This window comes from Anabaena sp. FACHB-595, assembly GCF_048568275.1.
Taxonomy (GTDB): domain Bacteria; phylum Cyanobacteriota; class Cyanobacteriia; order Cyanobacteriales; family Nostocaceae; genus Trichormus.
Genome location: NZ_CP183473.1, coordinates 4576985 through 4589034 on the forward strand (window position 1 = coordinate 4576985; position 12050 = coordinate 4589034).

Genomic DNA, 12050 nt, shown 5'->3' on the forward strand with positions numbered 1-12050 from the left:
CGTGCAGCTACCAAAAAAATCGTATTTAATAACACATTTTAGCTGAGAGTATGACCAGCCAAGGACTGAGAGCCTCGCCTGAAGGTATTAGAGCCGCGAAAACAGCCCTAACCGACAAAACCTTGACTCAACAAAAACTAGCAGCTGCGTTAGGGATTACACGCCAACCAGTCTCCAAGTTTTTCGCGGGAGAGCCGGTATCTCGCAGTTGTTTTGTGCAAATTTGCCAACAACTAGGACTATCCTGGCAAAAAGTTGTTGGTTTAGCGGAAGAAGCAATATCAGAGACTAAATTACAATCCCAAGGAATTGACCTTGATGCGTTGGTAAGGGAAGTACGCCAAAAGCGTCAGGAGAAAATTCAAGACCATTGCAGTACTCTGCAAATGTTAGATATTGCTCAGGCAATTCCCTTAAGTGAAATTTACACTCCTGTGAGTATTTTGGAGGAGATAACCAGTCAGCAATGGCGGGAAATTTCTGACCTGATGAATGATTGGTGTATTGAATCTAACTTTCAGGGGTTTGGGCAAGGAAAACATCAAAGAGCATTACCAGGGTTAGATGCTATATCGCGCTATTCAAAATTGATGCTTTTGGGTAAACCTGGGTCTGGGAAGACAACATTTTTATAGTATCTAGCAATGGAATGTAATTATGGTAAATTACGACCCAATCAAGTACCTATCTTTATTAGGTTAAAGGAATTTGCTGAAGATACTCAACGTGAGAGTGAGTTAAATCTTTTACAGTACTTAGTTCAAGAATTTCGTTGCAATGGAGTTGAAGAAGAATCAACTTTAGCGGTGCTTACGGGAGGTAAAGCACTAATTTTACTTGATGCTTTAGATGAAGTGCCATTGAGTCATGTAGATAAAGTTATTAGAGAAATCCGCAAGTTTATTCAGACATTTTATAAAAATCAATTTGTAATTACTTGCCGAGTTTCTGCCCAAAAATATAGGTTTCAAGGTTTCACTGAGGTGGAAATTGCAGATTTTCAAGAACAACAAAGAGATGTTTTTGTCAAGCAATGGTTTATGGCAGTGGCTCATCTGTCAAGCAAAGAAGGTGAATCAACTTGCAATATATTTACCCAGCAACTGAACTTACCGGAAAATCAGCGCATCCGAGAATTAGCGAATACACCAATTTTATTGCATCTATTGTGTTTAATATTTAAAGTTAAGATGCAATTTCCCTGTAAATCGGCAAATTTATACGAACAGGCACTGAATATTTTCCTGGCTAGATGGGATGAAACTAGAGGTATTAAAAGAGATGATTTTTATGCACATTTAAATTTAGCAGATAAAAAGAAGCTACTTTGCTATCTTGCCGTCAATACTTTTGTGAAAGGAGATTATTTCTTTACTTCAGATAAAATTCAAGACTTAATATGTGATTATTTATCTAACCAATCAAATACCATTGATTTACAGCAACATAGTATAGATATTCTGCAAGGAATTGAAGCACAAGATGGTTTATTAGTAGAACGAGCTAGGGGGATTGATTCTTTTTCCCATTTGGCATTTCAAGAATATCTCACTGCAAAATATATTGTTGATGATGCTCAAAATTATAATTGGCAGTTGTTAATTAACCACATAGGCGAAGAGCGTTGGCATAACTTGTTCTTGTTAATCGTCAGTATGTTAGATAAACCTGACAACATACTCCAATTAATGAAAGATAAAGTTGATGAGCTTGTAGCTGCTGATGAAAAGATTCAAAGTTATTTAGTTTGGCTGCATCAAAAAACTAATGAAGTTGTTAATTCAGGGCAAGTATTTGCTACTCGTGCCTTTTACATGATTTGTAGTTACTTTTTTGCCGATAGTGACAACAATGTGTTAGCAGGAGATTTATTTAACGATATATCTTTTAATGCTGAATTAGCTCTGGATCAGTTGCTTTTTAGTACTCTGAACTGTGTGAGTGAGCTAGAAATTTGTTTTGAACAAAATCTTCATCACGCTCATGCTTTTAATTATATCTACGCTCTCAACATTAATTTCGATGAAGCTATTAATATAGTTAGTGATGCCGAATTTAGAGAAGAATTACAAAAGCTCAAGAAAGGATTACCCAGTGCAGAAAGTAATTTTGAAAAATTAGTATCTTGGTGGGATGAAAATGGTAAGTCATGGAACCAACAATTGAGTATTAAGATAATTAAATATCGTAACATTGGTCACAATTGGCAATTTGAGAAGCAACAAGTTAGGTTATTACAACAATATTTTAAAGCTAATAAATTACTAATGGATTGTCTAAGATATGCTTTGAATGATGGATTAAAACAAAAAATTGAGGATGAATTATTTCTAATCTACCAAAAGAGATAAATAGACAATATTCATACCACAGCCAGAGAAAATAAACGGATAAACTTAGCTAAATTGCTATTAATTCCATTAGCAGTTAATAGTTAGGTTATGACTAATAATCCATTAGGCCGTATTATTCCTCAGCAACCACCCATTGAACCACAGTCTGATGCTCATGTACTCAAGTCTCGTTTAGAGTGGGGCGAACCAGCTTTTACAATACTCGATGTACGCGATCGCTCTACCTATAATGATGGTCATATTATGGGTGCGATGGCAATGCCCATCGAGGACTTAGTAGACAGAGCCTCATCGTCCTTAGAAAAAAGCCGTGATATTTATGTTTATGGCGCAGGTGATGAGCAAACCTCCCAAGCGGTAAATCTCCTGCGTTCGGCTGGTTTTGAACACGTCTCTGAACTCAAGGGTGGTTTAGCTGCATGGAAGGCGATTGGCGGCCCTACCGAAGGAATCATTGAATCCAGAACTCCCGCAGGTGCGGATGACTACAACGTTGTTTCTCGAATGCAAAATCATTTAGAGAATCAGAAGAAGGAAGTTTAGTAGTCATTGGTTTTTTGTTTGGACAGTTGACAGTTGACAGCTGACAGTTAACTGTTAACTGTTGGCTGTTGACTAACGATTAGTTTAATGTTCAAACAAATCTTTGAACTGTAATAAGTCTAGGGAAACAATTGTTGGTAGGACTTGAAAGCATTGTTGTGCTAGTTCCCAGCGTTCTTCGCGTTTGAGCATAGCGACTAATTTTTGTTGGGCGCTAAGTAAATAGCGGACATCATTGGCGGCGTAACTGAGTTGTGCTTCAGTTAAATTCGCTGCGTTTCCCCAATCTGAACCTTGAGCGCTTTTATCTAGTTCTACTTGTTCTAACTCATGCACCAAATCTTTAAGTCCGTGGCGATTGGTGTAAGTGCGGGCTAACTTACTGGCGATTTTGGTGCAGAAAATTGGCTGGACGTGAATATCTAGATGGTGAAGCAAGGTAGCAACATCAAACCGAGCGAAGTGAAAAACTTTGAGGACGTTTGTTGCTTCTAGGAGTTTTTTGAGATTTGGGGCTGCGGTTTGTCCTTGGGCTATACGGATTGCAGTTACCTTCCCCTCTGGGTTGCATAGCTGAATTAAGCACAGGCGATCGCGCTGGGGTAACAATCCCATCGTTTCTGTATCGACAGCGATCGCCTCGGATTGTAAATATTGGGCTACAGTCGCGTCACTAAGATCGCGATCGCCAACTTGGAAATCTTGTAATGTCATGAATTACTCAATAATATATGCAGTATCTGCCGACGAGTCACCGACACTACACTATTATTGTCTAAAAAATCCACAATTCCATCTATCTAGTACGCAAGAAAATTTGTGTTAGATAGACTTCCCCTTGGGCATTAGTGGCAACGCCAATACCAGTCATATTGAAATTGCCTTTGATATTCTTTAAATGACCAGGACTATCTATCCAACCAATCACAGCTTCGTTTGCGGGATCGTCATATCCCCGATTAAAAGCCACATTTTCGGCAGCATTATTGTAGCGAAGAGGGATAGCATTAACCCGTTGCTCAAATCCTTGATGGCTAAACGGAATTCTACCTTTAGCCATGTTTCGACTGTGAACTCTTGCTTGCTGAGTGATCCTCGCATTTAAGGTCAACTTTGGTAGTCTTCTAGCTGTCCGATACCGATTAATCTGCTCAAATACTGATTTTTCCAAATCAGTAGTTTGAAAGGTTGTGGTAGTAGTTGTAGCAACCTGATGAGAAAAAATCGACAACGGTGAATCACCAGTGGCGTGTTTTGTAGAAGAGTGACCTGGTATTAGAGGAGCCATTAATCCTCCGGCAAGGACAAGCATACTTATAGCGATGCCAAAAGCAGGTTGTCGGGACATGAAGAATTACTTTGTGTACATACTTATAAGACCTATACTCTAACTTCTACTTTCTAAGTTATATAACAGGATACTTTTGCAGTTTAATCAGCCTTAAAATTGGGGACGAATTACTAAAAATACACACGCAGCTAACAATCTAACGATTTCGTTCGCTATTTGTAGCATAAAAAACTATATTATGGATAAATTTTTCTCAAAAAAGGTGAATTCGATGGAACCCTCTAGCTTGAAAGAGGGTATAGGGGTGTAGGGGGATTTTGAATTTTGAATTTTGAATTGGAGCGTAAAGCCTGCGGCATAGCTTCTCCTGTCGGAGAGGCTGCGCCAACGCTTAACGCGTAGCGTCTCGTAGAGAAGCGACTTGACGGTGAAACTTGCTTCATCACCCCCCACCCTCAATGTTCTAAGAACGAATGAAAATTTGGGTTAAATAAACTACACCTTGACCATTGACGGCAACACCAATCCCGGTCAAGTTGGCACTACCTTTAATATTGGCTAGGTGTCCTGAGCTTTTGAGCCAGCTTTGTACTGCGCGTGTTGCTGGGTCTCTATCCTGGTTATAAGCAACGTTTTCACTTGCGGATTTGTTGGGCATATTCAGCGCTTTCACACGCTGATCAAATCCCTGGTGGCTAAAGGGAACTTGACCACTAGCCATGTTTTGGCTGTGAATCCTGGCTTGCTCGTCAATACTAGCGTTCCGGGTTAGTGCTGGTAAGTTCTGAGATTGTCTGTATTGATTAACTTGCGCGAAAACTGCCTGTTCTATAGAAGCTGAGTTGCTATCCGATTGTCCACCTGAGGGACTGGAAGGATTATTTTGTCCACCTGAAGGAGTTTGCGGGTTATTTTGTCCACCTGAGGGACTTTGAGGGTTGTTTTGCCCACCAGAGGGATTATAGGGTCTTTGGGGGGAAGATTGCCCAGGATATCTCATGGGACGACGATTATATTGTCTCGGAAAACTGTATTGTGCGAGAAGGCGATCGCTGGAAATAGATGAAGACTTGGGTGCAGGAGATTGAATTTGGAGAGAAACTGCACTCGCCCCACTGGTGAAGGCGAAAGTTCCTAACGCAACGGCGTAAATTGTTGTTTTAAGCATTTTCAATCACAGACGTAGTTGCTGAGAGTAAACTTCCTGTTCATCTAAACAAACCGCCTGGATTTGAACAAATTTGCTGTGGCTTTGTATATCTTTGGTTATATCCCTATCCCTTTAAATATTCTCTGATAACTTTTAAATCCATAGGTTTTCATAAATGAGAAGGCGATCTGAGCGATCGCCTTCTCTCATTAGTCTGATTTTTCCCTAAATTTTCCCGAAAAATGCGGCAAAACAGCCTGTGTAAATTTATAAATCTTCGACAAAATATCTGTCTAAAGATAGATTTATTGTGGGATTAAAAACTTAGCTACAGTTTGGACATCTTTATCACCACGTCCAGAGCAGTTGATCACAATGCGGGGGCTGCCGTCAAGTTGGGGACAGAGGGTTTCTAAGTAAGCGATCGCATGGGCTGTTTCCAGGGCTGGGATAATTCCTTCCAAGCGGGATAATCGCTGGAACGCAGCCAAAGCTTCCTCGTCCGTCACACTGTAATATTCTGCACGACCAACATCTTTCAAGTAGCTGTGTTCTGGCCCCACACCAGGGTAATCTAACCCCGCGCTAATCGAGTGCGCTTCAATTACCTGGCCATCCTCATCTTGCAGTAGATAACTCATCGCCCCGTGCAATACACCAACTCGTCCTTTTGTCAAGGTGGCGGCGTGTTTTTCTGTGTTGACACCCTCTCCTGCTGCTTCTACTCCAATTAACTTAATGGATGACTCATTCACAAACTCGTAAAATAATCCCATCGCATTAGACCCGCCACCCACACAAGCTAAAAGAATGTCGGGTAAACCACCCCATTTTTCCAAAGCTTGAGCGCGAGTTTCTTGTCCAATGACTGCATGGAAATCCCGTACCATCATTGGGTAAGGATGAGGCCCGGCAACGGAACCCAAAATGTAGTGAGTAGTTTCCACATTCGTCACCCAATCCCGAATCGCCTCAGATGTAGCGTCCTTGAGAGTTCCCGTCCCAGCCGCCACCGGACGAACTTCAGCCCCCATCAGCCGCATTCTAAACACATTCAAAGCTTGGCGTTCCATATCGTGAACACCCATATAAATCACACATTCCAACCCAAACCGAGCGCAAACCGTGGCTGTTGCTACACCATGTTGTCCGGCACCAGTTTCGGCAATAATGCGCTGCTTACCCATGCGCTTGGCTAATAATACTTGACCAAGGGCGTTATTGATTTTGTGAGCGCCTGTATGATTTAAATCTTCGCGTTTTAAATAAATTTGCGCTCCTGTACCATCTGGTCGGGCATAATGAGCGGTGAGGCGTTCAGCGAAATACAATGGTGTGGCGCGTCCTACATAGTCACGCAACAATTGTTGCAGTTCTGCTTGAAAACCGGGGTCATTGCGGTATTGTTGATAAGCTGTTTCTAGTTCAGCTAAAGCCGGCATCAAGGTTTCCGGCACATACTTACCGCCAAAGCGTCCAAAGCGTCCTTGGATATCGGGAACCTGAACATTTGAGGGGGTACTTGGAGAAAGGGGAGTGGTAGTCACGGAATGATTTTTGATGATGGGATAGACTTAATTATTATAGGAAAGTCTGAGGCACAGAGAATGCAATGTGACTCCACAAGGAAAACATTAAACCAGTTCGTAATTTATAATTTCTAATCTGTAATAAATATATGGTGCAAGACCTCAAAACAACTGACCACTGACAAATCTAATTTCTCGTATTCAGTAAATTTTATGTCTTCTTCCAATTCCAAATCTTCTGACAAGCGCTTTATTTATCGTGAATTTGGCAACGACAACTCTGCCGCCTTAGAAAGACCAACTACCGAATTACCACCACAACAACAAAATGTCAGAGTACAGGCTACCCGCGCCGGCCGCAAAGGAAAAACTGTCACGGTGATTACTGGGTTTCAAACTAAACCAGAAGTATTGGCAGATTTAGTAAAACAGTTGAAAACTCAATGTGGTACAGGTGGGACAGTTAAAGATAACGAAATTGAAATTCAAGGCGAACATAAACAGAAAATTTTAGAGATTTTGATTAAGCTAGGCTACAAAGCCAAAATTAGTGGCGGTTAACTGGCTAGTTTTTATGCTTTGTAGTAAACACTCTAGTTTTGACAAAACCCAGAACTAAAAGGCTTACTCCTGTACTTTGGTATTCAGATTTAAGGTTTAACTCTCAAAGCAAATTTCTTAAGTTTCCTTAATAAAGGTTAATTACAAGGAGGTCAATATGGATTTAGTTCGGCTTTTATGTGCTATTTTCTTCCCACCTTTGGGAGTATTTTTACAAGTTGGGATAGGTAAGGATTTTTGGATTAATATACTTTTGACGCTTTTAGGTTACATTCCGGGAATTGTACACGCGGTGTGGGTCATCGCTAGGAAATAATTAGGGGATTTAATTACAGTAGATTTGTTTCCCCATGATATGGCAATTAGCCATACAAGACATTGAGATGATGAACCCCCTTCAAAAATTAGTTTGAAGGGGGATTTTTTTACTAAAAGCTTAATTGTTAGCCAATAAATCCGAGCTATCTAAATTCTACAAGTCAGCAGGCAGAATCACTGTATCAATTACATGGATTACGCCATTAGAGGCTTTGATATCTGCCTGTGTTACTTTCGCATCGTTGACGCTGACACCTTGCGTATCAACTTTTACATTAATTGTGCCACCTTCGACGCTTTTCACTTCACCAGATTTCAAATCAGTGGATAAAACATTACCTGGGACAACATGGTAAGTTAGCACCTTGAGTAATACTTCTTTATTATCTGGTTGTAATAATGCTTGTAAAGCATCTTGTGGCAATTTAGCAAATGCAGCGTCGGTGGGAGCAAAAATTGTTAGGTTATCTTTGCCTTTTAAAGTTTCTGTTAGTCCGGCTGCTTGTAATGCTTTGTTGAGAGTGGTGAAAGAGCTATTTGATTCCACCAATTCTAACAAATTTTTCGAGTCTGTGTTAGTTGTTTCTGCTGCTGGTGGTTTTGTTGTAGGTGTTTCTGTTGCGGGTTGGGTTTCTGGAGGAGTAACTGGAGTGGGTGAAGTACGGCTACCACGGTTATAGGGAGGCTCGTTAAAAATACTTGGTCTAGGATTAGTACGTCCTGTATTTTGTGCTATCTGTTTCTTGTTATTTTCTTTTGTTATCTGGTTAACATTTGCTTGAATCCGTTGACCACGACTATAGTGAGCTTCTTGGAAAATAGTTGGATTGGGATTTAATACTTCTCTTGCTCCCGATGGTAAGGTAATTGAGAGGCTAACGCCTGCTAACGTCACTACACCTACCAAATTGGTCAGCAGCTTGCTTTGATTCACCCTCATAATTTTTGTTTGTTTTGATTAGAATTAGGTTACATAAAGATTTATAACATTTTACAACCAACAAAATCTAACCATGGAAGTAAGATTTGTATTCAAAAATATGCTGTGTGTGGGAAAATCTCATAACTAATTTGTATTTAACACAGAAATAATATATAAAATTCATGCTGGATTTCTGAAATATGCCTATGGGCATTGTCCATCGTATTACTTTTCTGGTGGGCAATGCCCAGCTTACAGATACTTAAATTTTTCAATAATCAAATAGGATTCGTGTATAGCAGTCTGCTTTGATTTTCATTCATGCAGCATAGCTTAATTACACTTTTTGAATTTAGGTAATAGATAAAGAAAACTATTTGATTTTTTCAGCACAAGCTGAGACTCTGCCAGCAAAAATAAAATATAAGCACCGTGCAAACGATTATTAAGTGCAAATAAGCGAGCAAAAAATAATATAGAACAAAAATTGATATTTGACAAAAATAAATAGGAAAAAATAGAGTCTATCTAGCTGATAAATGAGGTGGGAAATTAATGATTTACACCGGAAATTTACTGAAAGTACAGTTACAATTAGGAAGTTGATTGATTAATCCGTAAAAAGAGATAAATTATGTTAAAATTATACCAATGGGAATTATCTCAATACTCAGAAAAAGTGCGGCTAATTCTCGATTACAAAGGATTGGAATACCGCAAAATTGAGGTTACACCAGGAATTGGACAAGTAGAATTATTCAGGTTAACTGGACAAAAACAAGTACCAGTATTGAAAGATGGTAACAGATATATTGCCGATTCGACAGCGATCGCCAAGTATTTAGACTTAGAATATCCAGACCGTCCCCTCATACCACAAGACCCCAAACAAAGGGGTTTAACTTTATTAATAGAAGAATGGGCTGATGAGTCCATCGGTATTAAAGGGAGAAAAGCACTATTTTCTGCTATCAGTCAAGACCAAAGTTTCCGCAAAGCCTTATTACCTACCTCAACACCAGACGTTCTTAAAACCTTAGTTGAAGGCGTACCCACCGATTTTCTGACAGTGTTGGGTTTTGGTGTTGGTTACAGTCCAGATGCGGTTAAGTCAGCGATCGCAGATTTAAAACAAGACCTAGAAGCACTTACACTATTGTTAGCAGACAGTCCTTATTTAACTGGAGACGAACCCACTCTAGCTGATTTAGCCGTAGCTGGTTTATCAATACTGTTAAAATTCCCAGAGGGTTCTTATTTAGACCTACCCGCCAGTATTGCAGGTAAAGGTGTACCATCATTAGCCGATAACCCTGATTATGCAGCCTTTTTTGCCTGGCGCGATCGCATCTACACCCAATTCCGCAAACCATTAATTGGTAAATCACCCATCGGTGGCGCGCCAACCTCTATTCAAATTGATTAGGTAGTGGGGAGGGAAGCAGGGGGTAGGGAGCAGGGGAAGCAGGGGAAGCAGGGGAAGACAACTTACTAATGACAACTGACAACTGACTAATGACAACTGACAATCCACAACAACCATTAGGTTCAGTAATTCAAGGTTCTCTCACTGAGGGTTTGGAAGTGCGTTTACACCCGGATATCTCCGTTGAGGATATGCGGGTAGGTAAATTTTTGGTAGTCCAAGGGATGCGATCGCGCTTTTTCTGTATGCTGACAGATGTAGCCTTGGGAACTGCTAACGCGCGCATTATTGCTAGTCCCCCCAGTTGGGAGGACACTTTTTTACGGGACGTTTTAGCCGGGAGTGGGACTTACGGAACGATTAACCTCTCACCGATGCTGATGTTCACTCCTGAATCTAATGAGTCTGTGACAACTACAGATAATAAATCTGTGAATCCTTTTGTTCCATCCTCCACAGGTTTGGCTTCTTTTCAACCCCAAACCAGTACGACAATGGAATTACTTCCTGTCAAAACTATCCCCAGCCACTTCAGCCAAGTTTATGAAGCCAGCGTGGATGATTTTCGGCGGGTATTTGGTTGGGAAGACGACATCCAACGGAAAAACTTTTCCATTGGTAAACCTTTAGATATGGATGTCCCTGTTTGTATTGATTTAAACCGTTTTGTTGAACGTAGTAACGGGGTATTTGGTAAATCGGGTACGGGTAAATCTTTCCTTACACGCTTACTCTTAGCTGGGGTAATTCGCAAGAATGCGGCGGTTAACTTGATTTTTGATATGCACTCCGAGTATGGCTGGGAAGCAGTAGCGGAAGGAAAAAACGTCAACACCGTTAAGGGACTCAAGCAACTGTTTCCGGGAAGAGTCGAAGTATATACCCTCGACCCGGAATCAAGCAAGCGCCGGGGTGTAAGAGATTCCCATGAACTATATTTGAGTTATGAGCAAATCGAAGTCGAAGATGTGAAATTATGTAGTCGAGATTTAGGCTTATCGGAAGCAGCCTTAGATAATGCCAACATTTTATATAGTGAGTTCGGCAAATCTTGGATTGTCCAATTGCTGAATATGACTAATGAAGAAATTGAGATGTTTTGTGACGAGAAGCGGGGACACAAAGGCTCAATTATGGCGTTACAGCGTAAACTCTTACGCTTAGATGGTCTTAAGTATATGCGGGCAGTTTGCCCCCAAAATTATATTAATAACATTTTACAATCTTTAGAAGCCGGCAAAAATGTCGTTATAGAATTTGGTTCCCAGTCGAATATGCTCTCCTATATGCTGGTGACTAACATGATCACCAGACGGATTCATGAGCATTACGTCCGCAAAGCTGATAAGTTCCTACAAAGTAAAAATCCCAGCGATCGCCCAACGCCATTAATGATTACAATAGAAGAAGCGCATCGCTTCCTAGACCCAGCGATCGTTCAAAGCACTATATTCGGCACAATTGCCCGTGAACTGCGTAAATATTTCGTAACCCTTTTGGTAGTTGATCAACGACCTTCAGGCATAGATAATGAAGTTATGTCCCAAATTGGGACACGCATCACCGCCCTACTGAATGACGACAAAGACATTGATGCCATCTTCACCGGGGTATCAGGGGCTGGTGGTCTCAGATCAGTGTTAGCCAAGCTAGACTCCAAGCAACAAGCTTTGATTTTAGGTCATGCCGTACCTATGCCCGTGGTAGTCAGAACCCGTCCCTATGATTCAACCTTTTACGCAGAAATTGGTGATACAGCCTGGGAAGAAAAACCAGACGCAGAAGTATTCGCGGCTGCTGAACTAGCCAAAGCCGATTTGGGATTTTAGTGTGAGAAGTAGGGAGCAGGGATGCAGGGGGTGCAGGGGAAGACAACTAACAACTGACAACCGACAACTAACTACGTAAGTAGTAAAGTCTTACCCCATACAGTTCGGTTATCTCCCTACTGGCAGG

General features: G+C 40.9%; 12 protein-coding genes. 7 read left to right on the forward strand and 5 right to left on the reverse strand.

Annotated features, from left to right (window positions below; translation table 11 throughout):
* Window positions 1-50 precede the first annotated feature (50 nt).
* The 3 genes from ACN222_RS18955 (at window position 51) to ACN222_RS18965 (ending at window position 2897) form a co-directional block, all read left to right on the forward strand.
* Window positions 51-635, forward strand: coding sequence for a hypothetical protein (locus tag ACN222_RS18955; RefSeq protein WP_237087501.1), 585 nt, complete (start codon window positions 51-53; stop codon window positions 633-635).
* 9 nt (window positions 636-644) lie between these two features.
* Window positions 645-2351 (forward strand): NACHT domain-containing protein, encoded by a 1707-nt coding sequence (locus ACN222_RS18960; protein WP_237087502.1) that lies wholly within the window; start codon window positions 645-647, stop codon window positions 2349-2351.
* Window positions 2352-2441: 90 nt separating this feature from the next.
* Window positions 2442-2897 carry a rhodanese-like domain-containing protein gene (locus tag ACN222_RS18965; RefSeq protein WP_010997931.1) on the forward strand — a complete coding sequence of 152 codons (456 nt, stop codon included), beginning with the start codon at window positions 2442-2444 and terminating at the stop codon, window positions 2895-2897.
* A gap of 84 nt (window positions 2898-2981) precedes the next feature.
* Here the strand turns inward: ACN222_RS18965 and ACN222_RS18970 are convergent, their stop codons facing one another.
* The 4 genes from ACN222_RS18970 to trpB form a co-directional block, all read right to left on the reverse strand.
* A complete protein-coding gene (locus tag ACN222_RS18970) occupies window positions 2982-3611 on the reverse strand; it encodes a ribonuclease H-like domain-containing protein (RefSeq protein ID WP_010997932.1) in 630 nt (209 codons plus the stop codon).
* An 82-nt stretch (window positions 3612-3693) separates the two neighbouring features.
* Window positions 3694-4245, reverse strand: coding sequence for a CAP domain-containing protein (locus tag ACN222_RS18975; RefSeq protein ID WP_010997933.1), 552 nt, complete (start codon window positions 4243-4245; stop codon window positions 3694-3696).
* A 406-nt stretch (window positions 4246-4651) separates the two neighbouring features.
* The gene (locus ACN222_RS18980) at window positions 4652-5356 is read right to left on the reverse strand and encodes a CAP domain-containing protein (protein ID WP_010997934.1); all 705 of its coding nucleotides are present in this window, start codon (window positions 5354-5356) and stop codon (window positions 4652-4654) included.
* A 287-nt stretch (window positions 5357-5643) separates the two neighbouring features.
* Entirely contained in the window at window positions 5644-6885 is a 1242-nt protein-coding gene (trpB, locus tag ACN222_RS18985) for a tryptophan synthase subunit beta (protein WP_010997935.1), read from the reverse strand.
* Window positions 6886-7080: 195 nt separating this feature from the next.
* On the opposite strand from trpB, the gene ACN222_RS18990 reads away from it, so the two are divergent.
* Together ACN222_RS18990 and ACN222_RS18995 are read left to right on the forward strand one after the other, a co-directional pair.
* A complete protein-coding gene (locus ACN222_RS18990; RefSeq protein WP_010997936.1) occupies window positions 7081-7428 on the forward strand; it encodes a translation initiation factor in 348 nt (115 codons plus the stop codon).
* 157 nt (window positions 7429-7585) lie between these two features.
* Entirely contained in the window at window positions 7586-7744 is a 159-nt protein-coding gene (locus ACN222_RS18995) for a YqaE/Pmp3 family membrane protein (protein ID WP_010997937.1), read from the forward strand.
* A gap of 156 nt (window positions 7745-7900) precedes the next feature.
* Here the strand turns inward: ACN222_RS18995 and ACN222_RS19000 are convergent, their stop codons facing one another.
* Window positions 7901-8686 (reverse strand): fasciclin domain-containing protein, encoded by a 786-nt coding sequence (locus ACN222_RS19000; RefSeq protein WP_010997938.1) that lies wholly within the window; start codon window positions 8684-8686, stop codon window positions 7901-7903.
* Between the two features lie 616 nt (window positions 8687-9302).
* Between ACN222_RS19000 and ACN222_RS19005 the strand changes: the two genes are divergently transcribed.
* Together ACN222_RS19005 and ACN222_RS19010 are read left to right on the forward strand one after the other, a co-directional pair.
* Window positions 9303-10094 (forward strand): glutathione S-transferase family protein, encoded by a 792-nt coding sequence (locus ACN222_RS19005; protein WP_010997939.1) that lies wholly within the window; start codon window positions 9303-9305, stop codon window positions 10092-10094.
* Window positions 10095-10183: 89 nt separating this feature from the next.
* Window positions 10184-11923 carry a helicase HerA domain-containing protein gene (locus tag ACN222_RS19010; RefSeq protein WP_010997940.1) on the forward strand — a complete coding sequence of 580 codons (1740 nt, stop codon included), beginning with the start codon at window positions 10184-10186 and terminating at the stop codon, window positions 11921-11923.
* Window positions 11924-12050: the final 127 nt, after the last annotated feature.

Excerpts from the sequence above, each read along its gene's own strand:
- ACN222_RS18955 (WP_237087501.1), top strand. The coding sequence starts at position 51 with ATGACCAGCCAAGGACTGAGAGCCTCGCCTGAAGGTATTAGAGCCGCG.
- ACN222_RS18960 (WP_237087502.1), top strand. The coding sequence starts at position 645 with ATGGAATGTAATTATGGTAAATTACGACCCAATCAAGTACCTATCTTT.
- ACN222_RS18965 (WP_010997931.1), top strand. The coding sequence starts at position 2,442 with ATGACTAATAATCCATTAGGCCGTATTATTCCTCAGCAACCACCCATT.
- ACN222_RS18970 (WP_010997932.1), bottom strand. The coding sequence starts at position 3,611 with ATGACATTACAAGATTTCCAAGTTGGCGATCGCGATCTTAGTGACGCG.
- ACN222_RS18975 (WP_010997933.1), bottom strand. The coding sequence starts at position 4,245 with ATGTCCCGACAACCTGCTTTTGGCATCGCTATAAGTATGCTTGTCCTT.
- ACN222_RS18980 (WP_010997934.1), bottom strand. The coding sequence starts at position 5,356 with ATGCTTAAAACAACAATTTACGCCGTTGCGTTAGGAACTTTCGCCTTC.
- ACN222_RS18990 (WP_010997936.1), top strand. The coding sequence starts at position 7,081 with ATGTCTTCTTCCAATTCCAAATCTTCTGACAAGCGCTTTATTTATCGT.
- ACN222_RS18995 (WP_010997937.1), top strand. The coding sequence starts at position 7,586 with ATGGATTTAGTTCGGCTTTTATGTGCTATTTTCTTCCCACCTTTGGGA.
- ACN222_RS19000 (WP_010997938.1), bottom strand. The coding sequence starts at position 8,686 with ATGAGGGTGAATCAAAGCAAGCTGCTGACCAATTTGGTAGGTGTAGTG.
- ACN222_RS19005 (WP_010997939.1), top strand. The coding sequence starts at position 9,303 with ATGTTAAAATTATACCAATGGGAATTATCTCAATACTCAGAAAAAGTG.
- ACN222_RS19010 (WP_010997940.1), top strand. The coding sequence starts at position 10,184 with ATGACAACTGACAATCCACAACAACCATTAGGTTCAGTAATTCAAGGT.